The sequence below is a fragment of the Streptomyces sp. 378 genome (genome assembly GCF_030124145.1).
GTDB lineage: Bacteria > Actinomycetota > Actinomycetes > Streptomycetales > Streptomycetaceae > Streptomyces.
On the sequence record NZ_JASKMS010000031.1, the window covers coordinates 43,813 to 60,864 of the forward strand.

General features: G+C 71.7%; 18 protein-coding genes and 1 pseudogene. 10 read left to right on the forward strand and 9 right to left on the reverse strand.

Annotated elements, in window-relative coordinates; all coding sequences use genetic code 11:
* Positions 1 to 416: 416 nt before the first annotated feature.
* Positions 417 to 587, forward strand: a complete 171-nt coding sequence (locus QNO09_RS31710) for a hypothetical protein (RefSeq protein ID WP_283973690.1) — start codon at positions 417 to 419, stop codon at positions 585 to 587.
* A 281-nt stretch (positions 588 to 868) separates the two neighbouring features.
* On the opposite strand, the gene rbsD is transcribed toward QNO09_RS31710, so the two are convergent.
* The 5 genes from rbsD to QNO09_RS31735 form a co-directional block, all read right to left on the reverse strand.
* Positions 869 to 1,258 carry a D-ribose pyranase gene (gene rbsD, locus QNO09_RS31715; protein WP_283973691.1) on the reverse strand — a complete coding sequence of 130 codons (390 nt, stop codon included), beginning with the start codon at positions 1,256 to 1,258 and terminating at the stop codon, positions 869 to 871.
* Positions 1,255 to 2,157 (reverse strand): ribokinase, encoded by a 903-nt coding sequence (locus QNO09_RS31720; RefSeq protein ID WP_283973692.1) that lies wholly within the window; start codon positions 2,155 to 2,157, stop codon positions 1,255 to 1,257. Before QNO09_RS31720 ends, rbsD begins: the two co-directional genes overlap by 4 nt.
* A 76-nt stretch (positions 2,158 to 2,233) precedes the next feature.
* Positions 2,234 to 4,183 carry an ABC transporter permease/substrate-binding protein gene (locus tag QNO09_RS31725; RefSeq protein WP_283973693.1) on the reverse strand — a complete coding sequence of 650 codons (1,950 nt, stop codon included), beginning with the start codon at positions 4,181 to 4,183 and terminating at the stop codon, positions 2,234 to 2,236.
* The gene (locus tag QNO09_RS31730; protein ID WP_283973694.1) at positions 4,173 to 5,693 is read right to left on the reverse strand and encodes a sugar ABC transporter ATP-binding protein; all 1,521 of its coding nucleotides are present in this window, start codon (positions 5,691 to 5,693) and stop codon (positions 4,173 to 4,175) included. The genes QNO09_RS31725 and QNO09_RS31730 overlap by 11 nt, the downstream gene beginning before the upstream one ends.
* Positions 5,690 to 6,709: a LacI family DNA-binding transcriptional regulator gene (locus tag QNO09_RS31735; RefSeq protein ID WP_283973695.1), complete on the reverse strand. Its 1,020-nt coding sequence runs from the start codon at positions 6,707 to 6,709 to the stop codon at positions 5,690 to 5,692. Before QNO09_RS31735 ends, QNO09_RS31730 begins: the two co-directional genes overlap by 4 nt.
* 207 nt (positions 6,710 to 6,916) lie before the next feature.
* Here QNO09_RS31735 and QNO09_RS31740 point away from each other — a divergent pair, with 207 nt between their 5' ends.
* On the forward strand, positions 6,917 to 7,282 hold the full coding sequence (locus QNO09_RS31740) for a cupin domain-containing protein (RefSeq protein ID WP_283973696.1): 366 nt from the start codon (positions 6,917 to 6,919) through the stop codon (positions 7,280 to 7,282).
* A 77-nt stretch (positions 7,283 to 7,359) separates the two neighbouring features.
* Complete coding sequence (locus QNO09_RS31745) at positions 7,360 to 8,007, forward strand: dihydrofolate reductase family protein (protein ID WP_283973697.1); 648 nt, start codon at positions 7,360 to 7,362, stop codon at positions 8,005 to 8,007.
* Positions 8,008 to 8,014: 7 nt separating this feature from the next.
* On the opposite strand, the gene QNO09_RS31750 is transcribed toward QNO09_RS31745, so the two are convergent.
* Entirely contained in the window at positions 8,015 to 8,815 is an 801-nt protein-coding gene (locus QNO09_RS31750; RefSeq protein ID WP_283973698.1) for an MBL fold metallo-hydrolase, read from the reverse strand.
* An 86-nt stretch (positions 8,816 to 8,901) separates the two neighbouring features.
* Here QNO09_RS31750 and QNO09_RS31755 point away from each other — a divergent pair, with 86 nt between their 5' ends.
* Positions 8,902 to 9,495, forward strand: coding sequence for a CGNR zinc finger domain-containing protein (locus QNO09_RS31755; protein WP_283973699.1), 594 nt, complete (start codon positions 8,902 to 8,904; stop codon positions 9,493 to 9,495).
* A gap of 11 nt (positions 9,496 to 9,506) precedes the next feature.
* Here QNO09_RS31755 and QNO09_RS31760 read toward each other — a convergent pair whose 3' ends face one another.
* The gene (locus tag QNO09_RS31760) at positions 9,507 to 9,734 is read right to left on the reverse strand and encodes a hypothetical protein (RefSeq protein ID WP_502962370.1); all 228 of its coding nucleotides are present in this window, start codon (positions 9,732 to 9,734) and stop codon (positions 9,507 to 9,509) included.
* Positions 9,735 to 9,774: 40 nt separating this feature from the next.
* Between QNO09_RS31760 and QNO09_RS31765 the strand changes: the two are divergent.
* Both QNO09_RS31765 and QNO09_RS31770 read left to right on the forward strand, forming a co-directional pair.
* Positions 9,775 to 10,131 (forward strand): annotated as a pseudogene (locus tag QNO09_RS31765) (DUF5753 domain-containing protein); the annotation flags it as partial.
* Positions 10,118 to 10,318: a DUF397 domain-containing protein gene (locus QNO09_RS31770; RefSeq protein ID WP_283973701.1), complete on the forward strand. Its 201-nt coding sequence runs from the start codon at positions 10,118 to 10,120 to the stop codon at positions 10,316 to 10,318. The pseudogene QNO09_RS31765 and the gene QNO09_RS31770, both read left to right, overlap by 14 nt.
* A 158-nt stretch (positions 10,319 to 10,476) precedes the next feature.
* Here the strand turns inward: QNO09_RS31770 and QNO09_RS31775 are convergent, their stop codons facing one another.
* Positions 10,477 to 11,280 carry a sugar phosphate isomerase/epimerase family protein gene (locus QNO09_RS31775; RefSeq protein ID WP_283973702.1) on the reverse strand — a complete coding sequence of 268 codons (804 nt, stop codon included), beginning with the start codon at positions 11,278 to 11,280 and terminating at the stop codon, positions 10,477 to 10,479.
* A gap of 266 nt (positions 11,281 to 11,546) precedes the next feature.
* Here QNO09_RS31775 and QNO09_RS31780 point away from each other — a divergent pair, with 266 nt between their 5' ends.
* Entirely contained in the window at positions 11,547 to 12,119 is a 573-nt protein-coding gene (locus QNO09_RS31780) for a dihydrofolate reductase family protein (protein WP_283973703.1), read from the forward strand.
* 334 nt (positions 12,120 to 12,453) lie between these two features.
* On the opposite strand, the gene QNO09_RS31785 is transcribed toward QNO09_RS31780, so the two are convergent.
* Complete coding sequence (locus QNO09_RS31785) at positions 12,454 to 13,503, reverse strand: LacI family DNA-binding transcriptional regulator (protein WP_283973704.1); 1,050 nt, start codon at positions 13,501 to 13,503, stop codon at positions 12,454 to 12,456.
* A gap of 335 nt (positions 13,504 to 13,838) precedes the next feature.
* Between QNO09_RS31785 and QNO09_RS31790 the strand changes: the two genes are divergently transcribed.
* The 3 genes from QNO09_RS31790 to QNO09_RS31800 are packed head-to-tail and all read left to right on the forward strand — an operon-like array spanning position 13,839 to position 16,965.
* Positions 13,839 to 14,990 (forward strand): Gfo/Idh/MocA family protein, encoded by a 1,152-nt coding sequence (locus QNO09_RS31790; protein ID WP_283973705.1) that lies wholly within the window; start codon positions 13,839 to 13,841, stop codon positions 14,988 to 14,990.
* Positions 14,987 to 16,138, forward strand: a complete 1,152-nt coding sequence (locus QNO09_RS31795) for a dihydrodipicolinate synthase family protein (RefSeq protein ID WP_283973706.1) — start codon at positions 14,987 to 14,989, stop codon at positions 16,136 to 16,138. Before QNO09_RS31790 ends, QNO09_RS31795 begins: the two co-directional genes overlap by 4 nt.
* The gene (locus QNO09_RS31800; RefSeq protein ID WP_283973707.1) at positions 16,135 to 16,965 is read left to right on the forward strand and encodes a sugar phosphate isomerase/epimerase family protein; all 831 of its coding nucleotides are present in this window, start codon (positions 16,135 to 16,137) and stop codon (positions 16,963 to 16,965) included. Before QNO09_RS31795 ends, QNO09_RS31800 begins: the two co-directional genes overlap by 4 nt.
* Positions 16,966 to 17,052 lie beyond the last annotated feature (87 nt).

Here is a 17,052-nt window from a genome sequence, read left to right on the forward strand (position 1 = left end):
TCACAGGAGAGCGAGAAGCTTTACAGTTCAAGCATCCGTCTTGGCCCCTTTTCGATTCTTTGCCGTGGAAGAATTCAGGAGTTCATGAAAAAAAGGGGGGCGGACTCGATTTCGGAGCGACCGTGATGCCGATGCGTCCCCATGGCGAGAGCGCCCCCAGGCGCGCGCACACGACGGGCACACTCCTCGTGTGGCTGTGCGCCGTCGGTACGTTGACGCTGCTCGCGGTGGCTCCGGTGCTGTCCGGGGAGCACGCGATCGTGGCTCCGGACTCCCCCGGGCCGAACCGGAACACCCCTGGCCCTCCCCTGCCGCACCCGGCACCCGTGCCGCAATTCCGCCCTTCCCCCAGCCCGGGCTCTGGTTGATTCCCCCCGCCCATTCATCACCACCGCCCCGAATGACGACGAGGAACGATGTCGCCCCAGGTTCAGAGTGTCGCCCTGTGGATCATGTCCCTGGCCATCAACATCACGGCGGTGTGCGCGGGGATCGTGTGGGGCTGGGAGGTCTTCACGCAGTTCCTGCTCCCGGCGTTCGGGGCGGTGGTGGGAGCGTCGATGGTGAGCTACAGCCTGCGGCGCTGAGGGCGCCACCGACCGGGGCGTGCGCCCTGCGCGGCCCCGTCTGGACCGCCCCGGCCCGGGGCCCTCAAGAAACCGGTGAGAAATTCTTACTCCGCCGTGCAACCCTTTCTGCCCTCAAGGTGTCGTACTGGGCGTCAGGGCTTCTGGAGGGGGATCCGGGGGGATCGCGGAGTTCTGGCGGGGAGGGGAAAACCCGAGGGGGCCCGGTCGACGGACCGGGTCCCCTCGAAACCCTTCGGGCCTGGGGGAAGCCGTTCAGGGGTGTCGGCCGTTCAGGGCTGTCAGAAGAAGACGCCGCACCTCAGCAGGACGTTCGCGTACGGCCGCGCCTCGCCCGTGCGGACGATCAGCCGGGCCCCCGCCGACAGCTCCTTGAGCCGCTCGTGCGGGACGAGGTCCAGCCCGGGGAAGTGTCTCTCCAGCAGCGCCGACGCCTCCGGGTTGGCCTGCCGCAGCTCCCGCGCCGCCGTCGCCCCCTCGACCACCAGCTCGGCCAGCAGCCCGTCCAGCACCTCGGCGAACGCCGGCACACCGGCCCGGAAGGCCAGGTCCACCACCCGGGGCCCCTCGGGGATGGGCATGCCCGCGTCGCACACCAGCACCCCGTCGCCGTGGCCGAGTTCGGCCAGCGCGCCGGCGAGGTGACGGTTCAGTATTCCGGCCCTCTTCATGAGCCGGCGACCTCTGCCGCCGTCGGGAAGGACGCCTGCGCGCCCTCCTTCGTCACGGTCACGGCACCTACCCGCGCCGCGTACGACGCCGCCCGGGCCGGCGACTCGCCCGCCCCCAGCCGGTAGGCCAGCGCCGCGGTGAAGGAGTCGCCGGCACCCGTCGTGTCCACCGCGTCCACCGTCACGGCCGGCACCCGCGAGACGCCCTGGGCCGACGCCACCAGCGCGCCCTCCGCGCCCAGCGTCACCACCACCGACTTCGGGCCCTTGGCGAGGAGGATCCGCGCCCAGTCCTCGGGGGTGTCCCCGACGGCCGAGTCGCCCAGGATCACCTTCGCCTCGTGCTCGTTCACGATCAGCGGGTCGCAGGCCGCCAGCACCTCCGACGGGAGAGGGCGCGGCGGCGAGGGGTTGAGGACGAAACGGCTCTCCGGCGCCAGGTTCCGCACGACCTCCACCACCGTCTCCAGCGGGATCTCCAACTGCGCCGACACCACCCGGGAGCTGTGGAAGAGGCACCCGGCGGCGGCCACGTCCTGCGGGGTGAGGCGGCCGTTGGCGCCGGGCGAGACGACGATGCTGTTGTCGCCGGACGGGTCGACCGTGATCAGAGCGACCCCGGTCGGCGCGCCGCCCACCAGGACACCCACCGTGTCGACGCCCGCCTCGCGCAGCGAGTCCAGCAGCAGCCGGCCGTGCGCGTCGTCGCCGACCCGGGCCAGCAGCGCCGTACGGGCGCCGAGTCTGGCGGCCGCGACCGCCTGGTTCGCGCCCTTGCCGCCCGGGTGGACGGCCAGGTCGGAGCCGAGCACGGTCTCGCCGGCCGCGGGCCGGCGCTCCACTCCGATCACCAGGTCGGCGTTGGCCGACCCCACGACCAGGAGGTCGTAGTCGTACATGCGTTGTCTCCCCATGTGAGTGACATGGGCGGGCGGCCATCGCACGCCGTGCGCGACCGCCCGCCGTTCCCCGAGGTCAGCCGCTGAAGCCGGCCACGTTCTCCTTGGTGACCACCTTCACCGGCACCTTCACCGTCTCCTCGACCTTCTCGCCCTTCAGGGCCCGCAGGGCGTTGTCCACAGCGATCTTCCCGAGCTGGGACGGCTGCTGCGCCACGGACGCGTACAGCGTGCCTCCCTCGACGGCCTTCAGTCCGTCAGGCGTGCCGTCGAAGCCCACGACCGAGACCGACGTGCCGGCCTTGGAACCCAGCGCCTTGATCGCGCCGAGGGCCATCTCGTCGTTGGCGGCGATGACACCCTGGACGTCCGGGTGGGCCTGGAGCAGGTTCGACATCACGTCGAGGCCCTTGGTGCGGTCGAAGTCGGCGGGCTGCTGGGCGACGACCCGGATGCCCGGGAAGGCCTTGAGGCCGTTCGCGAAGCCCTGCGCGCGCTCCCGGGCCGCGGACGTGCCGGCCTGGCCCTGGAGGATCACGATCTTCCCCTTGCCGCCCAGCTTGTCGGCGATGGTCTTGGCGGCGAGTTCACCGCCGGCGACGTTGTCGGAGGCGACCAGAGCGTCCACCGGTGCCTTGTTGACGCCCCGGTCGACCGCGATGACCGGGATCTTCGCCTGGTCGGCGGCCTTGACGGAGTTGCTCGCGGCGTCCGAGTCCACCGGGTTGACGATGATCGCGCCCAGGCCGGAACTGGTGAAGTTCTGCAGCTGGTTGGCCTGCTGGGAGGCGTCGTTCTGGGCATCGGTGACGGTCAGGTCCACGCCCCGCTTCTCGGCCTCGGCCTGGGCGCCGGCCCGGATCTGCACGAAGAAGGGGTTGTTGAGGGTCGACAGCGACAGGCCCACCTTCGGGCTGCTCGTGGCGGAGGAGCCGTTGTGCAGGAAGGACGTGGCACCGACGATCGCGACGGTGACCACGGCCGCGAGCCCGTACGTCGCCGCCTGCCTGCCCTTGCCTCCTGAAGAGGCACCGGCCACCGGGGTCGCGCCCGCCTTGCGCCGCAGCGTGTCGAACAGCACCGCGAGCGCGATGACGACACCGATGACGACCTGCTGCCAGAACGCCGAGACGTTCATCAGGTTCAGCCCGTTGCGCAGCACGGCCAGGATCAGGGCGCCGATGAGCGTGCCGGACGCCTTGCCGGTGCCGCCCGCGAGGGAGGCGCCGCCGATGACGACGGCGGCGATCGCGTCCAGCTCGTAGCCGTCGGCGGCCTGGGGCTGCGCGGAGGAGAGCCGGGCGGCGAGCACGACACCGGCGACGGCGGCGAACACGCCGGAGAAGGCGTAGATGGCGAGCTTCTGCCGCTTCACGCGCAGGCCGGACAGCCGCGCGGCCTCCTCGTTGCCGCCGATCGCGTACATGGAGCGGCCGATGTAGGTCCGGCCGAGCACGAGGGCGGCGATCAGGCCCATCACGACCATCACCAGGACCGGCACCGGCAGCCAGCCGCCGAGCGTGTCGCCGAGGTGGGAGACGGAGTCGGGGAAGGCGATCGGGGAGCCTTCGGAGATCACCAGGGACAGGCCGCGGGCCACGGACAGCATGGCCAGCGTGGCGATGAACGGCGGCAGCTTGCCGTAGGAGATCAGGATGCCGTTGACCAGGCCGCAGACGATGCCCGTCGCTATGGCCAGGAGGACGGCGAGGAAGACCGGGACGCCCGCCGAGGTGGCGCTCCAGGCGAGGACCGTGGCGGACAGGGCGGCGACCGAGCCGACCGACAGGTCGATGCCCGCCGAGACGATCACGAAGGTGACGCCGAAGGCGAGGATGGCGGTCACGGCCGCCTGTACGCCGACGTTGAGGAGGTTGTCCGTCGTCAGGAAGTCGCCGGACAGCGCCGACATCGCGATGACGAGGACGATGAGCGCGGTGAGCGCGCCGTTGTCGAGCAGGAGGCGGCGCAGGCCTCCCGAGGCGCCACCCGCGCCCGTCGTGCTCTTGAGCGTGTCAGTGGCCACGGGAGGCCTCCTTGTCAGTGCTGGGGTTGCTTACTGCGAGTGCCATCACGGCGTCCTGGGTCGCCTCGGCGGCGGAGAGTTCACCGGCGATCCGGCCCTGGGCCATCACCAGCACCCGGTCGCTCATGCCGAGCACCTCGGGAAGGTCGCTGGAGATCATCAGGACGGCCGCGCCGGCGGCGGTGAGTTCGTTGACGAGCTGGTAGATCTCGACCTTGGCGCCGACGTCGATGCCGCGCGTCGGCTCGTCGAGGATCAGCACCTTGGTGTCGGCCAGCAGCCACTTGCCGATGACGACCTTCTGCTGGTTGCCGCCGGAGAGGGTGCGCACGTGCTGGCCCAGGCCCGCCATCCGCACGCCGAGCCGCCGGGCGATGCGTTCGGCCGCCTGGCGCCGGCCCTTGAGGTCGACGAGGCCCGCGCGGGTGGCCGACCGCAGGGTCACCAGGCCGAGGTTCTCCTCGACCGAGGCGTCCAGCACCAGGCCCTGGCCCTTGCGGTCCTCGGGGACGAGCCCGATGCCCGCGGTCATCGCCGCGTTGATGTCGTGCTTGGCGACCGGGGCCCCGGAGACCTTCACGGTGCCCCGGTCGTAGGCGTCGGCCCCGAAGACCGCCCGGACGACCTCGGTGCGCCCGGCGCCGACCAGTCCGGCGATGCCGACGACCTCACCGGCGTGCACCTCGAAACCGATGTCGTGGAAGACGCCGTCCCGGGTGAGCCCCTCGACGGACAGCAGGGCGGCGCCGCGGTCGGCCCGCTCGCGCGGGTACTGCTGCTCGATGGAGCGACCGACCATGAGCCGTACGAGCTCGTCCTCGGGCGCGGAGGCGGGGACCTGGCCCACGCTCTTCCCGTCCCGGATGACCGTCACCCGGTCGCCGAGTGCGGCGATCTCCTCCAGGTGGTGGGTGATGAAGACGATCCCGACGCCGTCCTCGCGCAGCGTGCGCACGATCGCGAAGAGCTTGTCGACCTCCTCGGAGGTGAGCACGGCGGTCGGCTCGTCCATGATCAGCACGCGGGCGTCCAGGCTGAGCGCCTTGGCGATCTCGACCATCTGCAGGCGGGCGATGCCGAGTTCACGGACCCGCGCGCGGGGTGACACGGTCACGCCGACCCGCTTCAGCAGGACCTCGGCGTCGGCCTCCATGCGCCCGCGGTCGATCATCCCGAACCGGCGCGGCTGGCGTCCGAGGAAGATGTTCTCGGCGACCGTGAGATCGGGTACCAGGTTGAACTCCTGGTAGATGGTGGCGATCCCGAGCCGCTCGGAGTCCTGGGCGCCCTGGATGCGGGTCTCCGCACCGCCGACCAGGATCCGCCCGGCGTCGGGGGTGTAGGCGCCGGAGAGCATCTTGATGAGGGTGCTCTTGCCCGCGCCGTTCTCACCGAGCAGCACGTGCACCTCGCCCCGGCGCAGGTCGAAGTCGACGCCGTCCAGCGCGACCACGCCCGGGAAGGTCTTGCGTATGCCCTCGATGCGCAGCAACTCGTCCGCGTCGCTCACGTCGTGCTCCTTTGCACTGGGGTGGGGTTCTCGCCGCACGAGCGGCGTACGACGAGCCGGGCGGGGAGGGTGACGGACTCGCCGGGCCGTCCCTCGATGCGGTCGACCAGGGCCCGTACGGCGGCCCGGCCCAGCTCGCCCGTGGGCTGGGCGATCGCGGTGATCGGCGGATCGGTGTGCACGAACCACCGGATGTCGTCGAACGCGGCCAGCGCGAGGTCGTCCGGCACCCGCAGGCCACGCGCCCGTACGGCGTCCAGCGCGCCGAGCGCCATCAGGTTGTCGGCGGCGAAGACGGCCTCGGGCGGCTCGGCCAGATCGAGGAAGCCCTCGGTGACCAGGCGGCCGCTCTCGGCCTGGAAGTCGCCCTGCCCTATGTAGGCGTCGGGCAGTTCGAGCCCGTACGCGCCGAGCGCCTCCCGGAAGACCTCGACGCGCTCGCGGCCGGTCGTGGTCGCCGCCGGACCCGCGATGATGGCGAGCCGCCGGTGCCCCAGCCCGTGCAGATGCGCCACGAGGTCCCGTACGGCGCTCCGCCCGTCCGCCCGCACCACCGGCACGTCCACGCCCGGGATCCACCGGTCCACGAACACCATGGGCGTCCCGGCCCGCACGGCGTCCAGCATCAGCGGCGAGCCGCCGTCCGTGGGGGAGACGAGCAGCCCGTCGATGCGCCGGTCCAGCAGGTTCCGTACGTGGTGGTCCTGGAGGTCCGGCCGTTCGTCGGCGTTGCCGATGATGACGCTGTAGCCAAGCGCGCGGGCCTCCTCCTCGACGGAGCGGGCCAGCTCGGTGAAGTACGGGTTCAGTACGTCGCTGATGACCAGGCCGAGGGTGTGGGTCTGGTCGGTGCGCAGGGAGCGGGCGACGGCGTTCGGGCGGTAGCCCAGGGTCTCGACGGCGGCCAGCACGCGCGTGCGCGCGCCGGCGCTGACCGACGGATGGTCGTTCAGGACGCGCGAGACCGTGGCGACGGAGACGCCTGCCTCGGCAGCGACGTCCTTGATGCTGGCCACCGCCGCTCCACCTCCTTGTGGATCAGTCGTGGGGAGCGCCGGGTGAGCGCTCATGGAATCGATTACATCGACGGGAGCATGGAATCGATTACACGCATTCGAATCAAGCCCCCGGCGGCACCTCTTGACCGGATCGTGATGTCGCGGGCGGCTTTCCGGAGGTCCAGGCTGGAAGGAGAGGTTCGTTTCACGGCGAGCGGAGGAGCCATGACGGCGGCGACCCGGAACGACGTGCCCGTCGCCCTCGAAGGCGACGGGGTGGAACTGCGCATCAAGCCCATCGGCGGCGGCCTGTCGGTCGGCTACATCACCCTGCCCCGGGGCACGGACATGGGCCCGGCCCTCAAGGGCCTGCCGGACGACGCGTGCCAGTGCCCGCACTGGGGCTATCTGCTCAAGGGCCGGATCAGGATGCGCACGGCCGCGGGCGAGGAGGAGTACGAGGCAGGACAGGCGTACTACTGGGGCCCCGGCCATGTGCCGGTGGCGCTGGAGGACAGCGAGCTGGTGGAGTTCTCGCCGAGTGAGGACTTCCAGCAGGTGATCGACCACGTGGTGGCACAGGCCGGGTGAGGTGGGGGATCCCCCGGGCCACCGATGAGTTTCGGCGGCCCGAGCGGTCCATCCCTCATCGATCACAGGAGGAGCCCGTGTCGCAGCTGCTGCGTGTACAGAATTTCACCGTCTCGAGCGACGGATTCGGTGCCGGTGAGGGCCAGAGCCTGGAGCGGCCGTTCGGCCATGCCGATCCCGGCACGATGTTCGCCTGGGCCGGGGCGACCGCGAGCTGGCCGAACGGCACCGATCCGGGCGGGAGCCGCGGTCTCGACGACCACCTGGTGCGCGACTTCCACCACGGCATCGGCGCCGAGATCATGGGCCGCAACAAGTTCAGTCCGCAGCGCGGCCCTTGGGAGAACCACGACTGGCAGGGCTGGTGGGGCGACGAGCCGCCGTTCCACACGCCGGTGTTCGTCATGACCCACCACGAGCGCCCCTCGTTCACCCTCTCCGACACGACGTTCCACTTCGTCGGCGGGGATCCGGCCGAGGTCCTCGCCCGGGCGCGCGAAGCGGCCGGGGGCAAGGACGTCCGGCTCGGCGGTGGGGCGGCCACAGTCCGGGAGTTCCTGGACGCCGACCTCGTGGACACGCTGCATGTGGCGGTCTCACCCGATGTGGTGCTCGGGTCCGGCTCACGGCTGTGGGAGTCCCCCGAGGAACTGTTCGACCGCTTCCACTGCGATGTCGCGCCGAGCCCGAGCGGGGTGACGCACCACCTGTTCTGGCGGAAGTAGCGGCGGATCAGCCGCCCTTGCCCCAGTCCAGGCGGTCGGCGAGCCCGGCGGCGGCGAAGGCCGCCGCCAGTTCGTCGCGGCCCTCGGTGAAGTGGGCCCAGCTGTCGTAGTGGACGGGCACCACACGGCGGGCGCCGAGGAGCCGCGCGGCCTCGGCGGCCATCGCGCTGTCCAGGACGATGACCCGGTTGTCGAAGAGCACGGGGAAGCGGGGAGCACCGGCGAAGAGCACGGCGGTGTCGACAGGGCCGAAACGGCCGGCGATCTCACGGACCGCGTCGAGTGAGGCGTTGTCGCCGCTGACGTAGACGGTGGGCAGGCCCTCGCCGGTCAGGACGAAACCGACGACCTGACCGGTGAACGGCTCGACCTGCTCGCGAGGGCCGGGCCCGTGCAGGGCCGGGACACCCGTCACGGTGACCGTGCCGCCGCCGGGGCGGTCCAGTGCGACGGACTCCCAGTCGGACAGGCCCCGGGCCTTGTCGCCCAGGCTCTCGCGCAGGCGCTCGCCGCCGCCGGGCGTGGTCAGCGTCAGGGGTATTCCGGCGAGCAGGGCCCGGCCGGAGGTGTCGAGATTGTCGGGGTGCTCGTCGTGGGAGAGCAGGACCACGTCGATACGGCCGAGGTCGGCGGGGCTTCCGGCGGAGGGCGCGGTCTTGGTCAGGAGCGGGCCTCCGGGAGGGCCGTAGTCGCCGGGGGCGTCGAAGGTCGGGTCGGTCAGGAAGCGCAGGCCGCCGTACTCGAAGAAGGCGGTCGGGCCGCCGAGGACGCGGACGGGGAAGTCGGTCGTCACGGGAAGGGAGGACATACGACACCTCACGGATAGACGCGTTTGAACCGTGAGACGACCGTAGCCGCTTCTCACGGATATGGGCAAGCCGTACCATGAGAAGCATGGAGGAGCCCGTGACCGAACACCCCGCCCCGCCGCCCGCACAGGGCGAGGAGGAGCACCCCTCGCTGGCCCTCGCCAACTCGGCGATCGCGCTGCCCGGCGGGCGCACCCTCGACCTGGTGGGCAGCCCGGCGCAGGCCAACCACTGGCTGACCCAGCGCGGCCTCGCCCCGGTCGACGCCGGCATGCGGGAGATGTGCGCGGCCCAACTGCGGTCGCTGCGCGAACAGATCAGGTCGTTGTTCGCCGCCCGGACCGACGGCGTGCGCGCCCTGCCCGCGGCGGTGAACGCCCTCAACGACGCGATGACCCGGGTCCCCACGGCCCCTCTGCTGCGGTGGGACGACACCACCGGCCCCTACCGCACCGCCCCTCACCCCACCACCGCGATCGTCGACCTCGCGCTGGCCACACTCGCCGCCGACGCCGCCGACCTGCTCACCTCACCCGAGGCCGAGCGCCTCACCGCCTGCGGCTCCCCGCCCTGCAACCGCTTCCTGCTCCGCCACGGCCGCCGCCACTGGTGCTCCACCCGCTGCGGCGACCGCGCCCGCGCGGCCCGGGCGTACGCGCGCCGCACCGAGCAGCGCTGACTCCGCCCCCGTCAGGGCCGGGGCGGTGGGGCGAGCCGCCCCCCTCTGCTCTCCGCGATCCTCTTGACGTCCTGTAGCGACTCGCTGAGCCGCCGGGCCAAGTAGCGCAGCTCCGCGCTCGTCACCCGGCGTTCCGAGAGAAGCTCGGCGGCGTGCCCGAGCAGTCGGTCCGCCATGTCGATCTGCACGTCCTCGATCTCGTCGGCGAGTCGTGAGACGTAGCCGGTTCCGTCGCCCACGATGTAGCACGGCCTGCCGTCACTACCGGTCCACGGCAGGACGCTTCTCGACGAGGCCGTGCTGCGACGCGCTGTGGGCGGTCCGCAGGTCATGGCGGAACAACTGCACAAGATCGCGGACTTGGCCGAGTCGCGACGGATCCGGCTGCACGTGCTCCCGTACCGCGTCGGTGCACATCCGCTCATGGAGAGCCTGCTCACCCTGATGAGCTTTGAGGATTCCGCCCCGGTGGCATACGTCGACGCGTTCGAGACGGGACGGCTGATGGACGATCCGGCGCTGGTGAGGTCCTGCCAGACCGCTTACGCTCTGGCTCTGAGCGACGCGTTGTCGCAGCAGGATTCACTGGCCCTCGTCAGGTCGGCAGCAGAGGATCACACGCATGATCAGCAGTGAGTACTCCGGGTGGTTCAAGTCCAGCTACAGCGGCGGTAGTCAAGCTGAGTGCCTCGAAGTCGCCCCCGGCCACCCCGACGTCCCGGTGCGGGACAGCAAGGCCGCCCACGGCCCCGCCCTGGTCTTCTCGCGAAGCGGCTGGACGGCGTTCGTCGCCGCCGTCAAGGACGGGCACCTCACGGGCTGAGCAGGCAGCAAGCCCGGCGCCCGCCGAGCGATCCCGGGCGTCGGTTCCTCACCGGCCGAGAAGCGGGCGCGGTCGCACTGCTGCTCCTGTGGGGCATCGCGTACGGCACCGTACCGGTCGCCCCGCAGGGTCCGTCCGCTGCGCTGCGCGCTGACGCGTCACGCCGAGTCGTTCAGCAGCCTGCTCAGGTGCTCACGCCCCGGCTCCAGCAGGTCCGGCAGGGGCGTCGCCTCCTCGTACCAGCGCTTCTCGTACTCCCAGCACAGCCAGCCGTCCCAGCCGTGGCGGGAGAGGACCTCGACGCACTCGGCCAGCGGGAGGACGCCCGCGCCGAGGGCCAGAGGTGTCGTGTCCTCGACGGAGGCGATGTCCTTGACCTGGACGTAACCGAGGTGGGGGGAGAGTGCCGCGTAGGTCTCGGAGGGCTGTTCGCCGCCGAGCCAGGTGTGCATCACGTCCCAGAGGGCGCCGACCTGGCGGTGGCCGACGAGGCCCAGGATCCGCATCGCGTCGGCGGCGGTGCGGTGCGAGTCGTGGGTTTCGAGGAGGATGCGCACGCCCAGGTCATTGGCGTGTTCGGCGGCCGTGCCCAGTCGGCGGGCCGCCGTCGCGTCGGCCTCTTCGGGGGTCTGGACGTCGAGGTCGCCGCCGGGGAAGACCCGCACGTACGGGGCTCCCAGGTCGTGGGCCAGGTCGAGGAGGGCGCGGATCTCGGCCAGGACGGGCTCGTCGTCGCCCGGCGCGGCGACCCGTGTGTAACCCGCCAGGCTGAGGAGCTCTACGCCCGCCCCCTTGAACTCGGCCGCGACGTCCGCCCGTTCCGCCGGGCCGAGGCCGGTGTGAACCGGTTCCTCGGGGTGGGTGCGCAGCTCCACGCCGTGGTAGCCGTGCGTGGTCGCGAGCCGCAGGACGTCGGGCAGGGGCAGGCCAGGGACACCGAGGGTGGAGAACGCCAGCTTCATGTGGACGGAATCTACCCGGCACCCCCGCCTGTGACTCCCCTCCGCCCCCCGGGTGTTGCGTGAAGATCCAGCAGTCAGTCCTGGCCGGTCGGATCCTGCCAGGGCACCTACGACCAGGACGGGACGGCGCGAGCAGGCGATGGCCGATGAGTTTCCGCGTGTTCCGCGGTCAGGAAGGGTGTTCGTGCGTCGCAGCCGCGAGTGGTGTGGCAGCGTGCACCGACGGAACCCGCGAGAACCCGGCACGAGAGACCGAGGAACCCGACATGCGCACCCTGATCAGCACCGCTTTCATCTCGCTCGACGGCGTCGTGGAGGCCCCGGGCGGCGAGCCCGGTTACCGGAACTCCGGGTGGACCTTCAAGGACGTCGAGTTCCTTCCCGAGGCCTTCGAGATCAAGGACCGGGAGCAGAAGGAGGCCACCGCGATGATGATGGGCCGCACCAGCTATGAGGCGTTCAGCCCGGTGTGGCCCGGCATGGAGGATTTCGCCGACTACAACGTGATGCCGAAGTACGTCGTCTCCACCACCCTCACCGAGGGCGACCTGGTGTCGAACTGGGGCGAGACGACGATCCTGCGCTCGCTCGACGACGTCGCCGCGCTGAAGGAGACCGAGGGCGGTCCGATCATCATCCACGGCAGCGCCTCCCTGAACCGGGCCCTCTCCGACGCCGGCCTGATCGACCGCTACCACCTGCTCGTCTTTCCGCTCCTGCTCGGGGCGGGCAAGCAGCTCTTCAGCGCCACGGACAAGGACACCCAGAAGCTGCGGCTCGTCGAGCACGAGGCCTACGCCAACGGGCTGCAGAAGAACGTCTTCGACGTCGTTCGCTGACGAGGCCCCCGCACTCGTCCCGCCGTCGCGTCCCCGGACGTGGCACCCGCCGAGGGGCCCGCTCGGCGAACGCCGGATCACATGAGGACGCGTTCCGGGGTTGCGGCCGGCGGTCGGGACCACCACCCGACCCTCACCTGCCCCGGCGGCGGCCCGGAAGCGGGGGCGCGGACCGGCAGCCCCCCGCACGGACCCGGCACCGATGCCGGGCACCGGTCGGGCCGGAGCGTCGGCCTCCGCGGCACCGACCCCGCGTTCCCCCGCGTAGAAGCACTCCGCGGCCCGATCGACGACCGGCCGTCGCACCACGGCACCTCAAGAAGACCCAGGCACCTCAAGAAGACCGCGGCACCCCGGAGGACCCCCGCACCATCAGCTCCCCCCGCGCCGACGCGATCCCCCCGGGCGGCGCCTCCTCCCGGCCCATGGCGATCCGTCCGGCCCGGGCCCCGGCCTCCGCCAGTGGCAGCCGCACCGTCGTCAGCGACGGCACCGCGTCGATGCTGAACGGCAGATCGTCGAAGCCGGCCACCGACACGTCCTCCGGGATCCGCAGGCCCGACTCGCGCAGGGCCGCGCACGCCCCCAGCGCGACGGAGTCGTTCGCCGCGACGACCGCCGTCAGCGACGGGTCACGCCGCAGCAGTTCCAGCGTCGCCTCGTAGCCGGACCGCCGGTCGTAGCGCCCGTGCACCGTCCAGCGGGGGTCTTCCTCGATCCCGTGCGCGGCCAGCGCGGCCCGGTGTCCTTCGAGCCGGTGCCGCGTGGTGGTCCGCTCCTCGGGGCCGGCGATGTAGCCGAGCCGCCGGTGCCCGAGCCCGATGAGGTGCTCGGTCAGTTCCTGCCCGCCGCCGCGGTTGTCGAAGGTCAGCGCGATCGCCCCGGTCTCCGGCGCGGGCGGCCGCCCGCACAGCACCACCCGCGTCCCGGCGTCGGCCAGTTTCCGTACCTTCGCGTCCATCGCCGCCTGGTGCGTCGCGTCCTCGATCGCTCCGCCGGTCAGGACCACGGCGGCGGCGCGCTGCCGTTGCAGCAGCGTGAGGTAGGTCAGCTCCCGCTCGGGGGAGCCGCCCGTGTTGCAGACCACCGCGAGTCTCTCCCCGCCCGCACGGCCGCCCGGCCCGCCGATCTCGGCCTGGATCGCGCTCGCCATGATCCCGAAGAAGGGGTCGGCGATGTCGTTCACCAGGATCCCTACCAGGTCGGAGGTGGCGGCGGCCAGGGCGCTCGCGGGCCCGTTCAGCACGTAGTCCAGCTCGTCCACGGCCTTCAGCACCCGTTCGCGGGTGGAGGCCGCCACGGGGTAGTTCCCGTTCAGCACGCGCGACACCGTCGCGGGCGAGACCTGCGCGCGGGCCGCCACGTCCGCCAGGGTCACCGTCATCTCGTCGTCCTCCGGTCGCGCATCTCGTCTCCGCCCTCGTACACACCCAGACCACTGGCCATGGTTCCGCGCGGAGCAGCAGGTCGACCGCCTCTGCTCCGACGAACCCATGGCCATGGTTCCGAGCAGACCTTAAGCCCCCGACCCCGCGTTGTTCGCCCCCTCGAACAACTCGTCCTGGTCACGGTCTTGTCCGGACCGCCGTTCAGAGGCTAGCTTCTCCGTATATAGAAAGCGCTTGCTGTGACGTTCACCAGTCCACGGCCCGTTTCACCGGGCCGCCCGTGAAGGGTGGGGCGTACGCGGCGCGACGACCGCGTACGAAAGGGAACGACGTGACACGCAAGACGGTGCGTATCGCCATGAACGGCGTGACCGGGCGCATGGGCTACCGCCAGCACCTGGTCCGCTCCATCCTCGCCCTCCGCGAGCAGGGCGGGCTCGACCTCGGCGACGGCACCGTGCTGTGGCCCGAGCCGATCCTGGTCGGCCGCCGCGAGCACGCGCTGAAGGCGATGGCCGACCGGCACGGGCTGGAGCACTGGTCGACGGACGTGGACGCGGTCCTCGCCGACGAGACGGTGGACGTCTACTTCGACGCCCAGGTCACCTCCGCCCGCGAGGAGGCACTGAAGAAGGCCATCGCGGCCGGCAAGCACCTCTACACCGAGAAGCCCACCGCCACCGGCCTCGACGGCGCCCTGGACCTCGCCCGGCTGGCGAACGAGGCCGGCATCAAGCACGGCGTCGTCCAGGACAAGCTCTTCCTCCCGGGCCTGCTGAAGCTGAAGCGCCTCATCGACGGCGGCTTCTTCGGCCGGATCCTCTCCGTGCGCGGCGAGTTCGGCTACTGGGTCTTCGAGGGCGACTGGCAGACCGCCCAGCGCCCCTCCTGGAACTACCGGGCCGAGGACGGCGGCGGCATCGTCGTCGACATGTTCCCGCACTGGGAGTACGTGCTGCACGAGCTGTTCGGCCGGGTCAAGTCCGTCCAGGCGCTGACCGCCACGCACATCCCGCAGCGCTGGGACGAGAACGGCAAGCCGTACGACGCGACGGCCGACGACGCCGCCTACGGCGTCTTCGAGCTGGAGGGCGGCGCGATCGCCCAGATCAACTCCTCCTGGGCCGTGCGCGTCAACCGCGACGAGCTGGTGGAGTTCCAGGTCGACGGCACCGAGGGCTCCGCGGTCGCGGGTCTGCGCAACTGCCGTGCCCAGCACCGCAGCGCCACCCCCAAGCCGGTCTGGAACCCGGACATCCCCGCCACGGAGGTCTTCCGCGACCAGTGGCAGGAGGTGCCGGACAACACCGAGTTCGACAACGGCTTCAAGGCCCAGTGGGAGCTGTTCCTGCGGCACGTCTACGCCGACGCTCCCTACCACTGGGACCTGCTGGCCGGTGCCCGCGGAGTGCAGCTCGCCGAGCTGGGCCTGCGCTCCTCGGCCGAAGGCCGCCGCCTCGAGGTACCGGAGATCGCGCTGTGACCATCCGACTCCCCGGCGGCGACGGAACGTCGCGGACCTACGAGCCGCGCACGGAGCCCCTGGCCCAGGCCCCCGGCACGCCGTTCACCTCCCGTACCGTCTTCTCGGCGGCGCACGTCGTCGCCGACCCGTTCGCGGACGTCTCCCCCGACTCGCCCGCCGCGGTCGACTGGGATGCCACCCTCGCCTTCCGCCGCCACCTGTGGTCGCACGGGCTGGGCGTCGCCGAGGCCATGGACACCGCCCAGCGCGGCATGGGCCTGGACTGGGCGGGCGCGGCGGAGCTGATCCGCAGGTCGGCGGCCGAGGCCAAGGCGGTCGGCGGCCGCATCGCCTGTGGCGTGGGCACCGACCAGATCGCCTCCGGCTCCCTCGCGGAGGTCCGCGCGGCCTACGAGGAGCAGCTCGCGGTCGTCGAGGAGTCCGGCGCGCAGGCCATCCTCATGGCCTCCCGGGCGCTCGCGGCGGCCGCCCGCGGACCCGAGGACTACCTGGAGGTCTACGGTCACCTGCTGCGCCAGTCGGCCGAGCCGGTGGTCCTGCACTGGCTGGGCCCGATGTTCGACCCGGCCCTCGAGGGCTACTGGGGCTCGTCCGACCTGGACGCGGCGACGGACACCTTCCTGGAGGTCATCGCCGCCCACCCCGACAAGGTCGACGGCATCAAGGTCTCCCTGCTGGACGCCCGGCGCGAGATCGACATCCGCCGCCGCCTCCCGCAGGGCGTGCGCTGCTACACGGGCGACGACTTCAACTACCCCGAGCTGATCGCGGGCGACGAACAGGGCTTCAGCCACGCCCTGCTCGGCATCTTCGACCCGCTGGGCCCGCTGGCGGCGCAGGCGGTCCGGGTGCTGGACACGGGCGACGTGCGGGGCTTCCGCGATCTGCTCGACCCCACGGTCGGGCTCTCCCGCCACCTGTTCCAGACCCCGACCCGCTTCTACAAGACGGGCGTGGTCTTCCTGGCCTGGCTGGCGGGCCACCAGTCGCACTTCACGATGGTCGGCGGTCTGCAGTCGGCCCGCTCGTTGCCGCACCTGGCGACGGCGTACGAACTGGCCGACGGACTGGGGCTGTTCCCCGACCCTAAGCTGGCGGAGGAACGGATGAAGACGCTGCTGAGTGTGTACGGGGTGGACCAGTGAGCGGGCTGGAGCGCTTCTCCATCAACCAGATGACGGTGAAGCAGCTGTCCATGCCGGAACTGGTCGACGGCTGCGCCCTGTTGGGTATCCGCAACGTGGGGCTCTGGCGCGAGCCGGTGCAGACGTACGGACTGGAGGCCACGGCCAAGCTGGTCCGCGACGCGGGACTGACGGTGACGACGTTGTGCCGGGGCGGCTTCTTCACGGCGATCGACCCCCGGGAGCGGGCGGAGGCCCTGGCCGACAACCGCCGCGCGATCGACGAGGCGGCGACGCTGGGCACGGACACGCTGGTCCTGGTCTCGGGCGGCCTGCCCGCCGGCTCCAAGGACCTGCACGGCGCCCGTGAGCGCATCGCGGACGCCCTGTCGGAACTGGGCCCCTACGCGGAGCGGCACGGCGTACGCCTGGCCATCGAGCCGCTGCACCCCATGTACGCCTCGGACCGCTGCGTGGTGTCGACCCTGGCCCAGGCCCTGGACCTCGCCGAACGCTTCCCGGCGAACCAGGTCGGCGTCACCGTCGACACGTACCACATCTGGTGGGACGACACCGCCCCCGCGCAGATCGCCCGGGCGGGCGCGGGCGGGCGCATCCACACCTTCCAGCTCGCCGACTGGACGACCCCCCTCCCGGAGGGCGTCCTCACCGGCCGCGGCCAGATCGGCGACGGGTCGATCGACATGCGGGAGTGGCAGGGCCACGTGGAGGCGGCCGGCTACACCGGCGCCATCGAGGTGGAGCTGTTCAACGACGGCCTCTGGGCGCGGGACGGCCAGGAAGTCCTGGCCGAGACGGCCGCGCGGTTCACCGAGCACACCGGGTGACCTCGTCCCGGACCGCGCTCGCTGCCCTGCTCCCCGTACCGGGGGCGGGGCAGCGGCGCGTCGGGGAGGCCCGCGCCGCCCCGGAGG

Excerpts from the sequence above, each read along its gene's own strand:
- QNO09_RS31785 (WP_283973704.1), bottom strand. The coding sequence starts at position 13,503 with ATGACGGTGACCCTGGCGGACGTGGCGGCCCGCGCGCAGGTCTCGCCC.
- QNO09_RS31775 (WP_283973702.1), bottom strand. The coding sequence starts at position 11,280 with ATGAAGCTGGCGTTCTCCACCCTCGGTGTCCCTGGCCTGCCCCTGCCC.
- QNO09_RS31780 (WP_283973703.1), top strand. The coding sequence starts at position 11,547 with ATGCGCACCCTGATCAGCACCGCTTTCATCTCGCTCGACGGCGTCGTG.
- rbsD (WP_283973691.1), bottom strand. The coding sequence starts at position 1,258 with ATGAAGAGGGCCGGAATACTGAACCGTCACCTCGCCGGCGCGCTGGCC.
- QNO09_RS31750 (WP_283973698.1), bottom strand. The coding sequence starts at position 8,815 with ATGTCCTCCCTTCCCGTGACGACCGACTTCCCCGTCCGCGTCCTCGGC.
- QNO09_RS31755 (WP_283973699.1), top strand. The coding sequence starts at position 8,902 with ATGGAGGAGCCCGTGACCGAACACCCCGCCCCGCCGCCCGCACAGGGC.
- QNO09_RS31770 (WP_283973701.1), top strand. The coding sequence starts at position 10,118 with ATGATCAGCAGTGAGTACTCCGGGTGGTTCAAGTCCAGCTACAGCGGC.
- QNO09_RS31720 (WP_283973692.1), bottom strand. The coding sequence starts at position 2,157 with ATGTACGACTACGACCTCCTGGTCGTGGGGTCGGCCAACGCCGACCTG.
- QNO09_RS31740 (WP_283973696.1), top strand. The coding sequence starts at position 6,917 with ATGACGGCGGCGACCCGGAACGACGTGCCCGTCGCCCTCGAAGGCGAC.
- QNO09_RS31710 (WP_283973690.1), top strand. The coding sequence starts at position 417 with ATGTCGCCCCAGGTTCAGAGTGTCGCCCTGTGGATCATGTCCCTGGCC.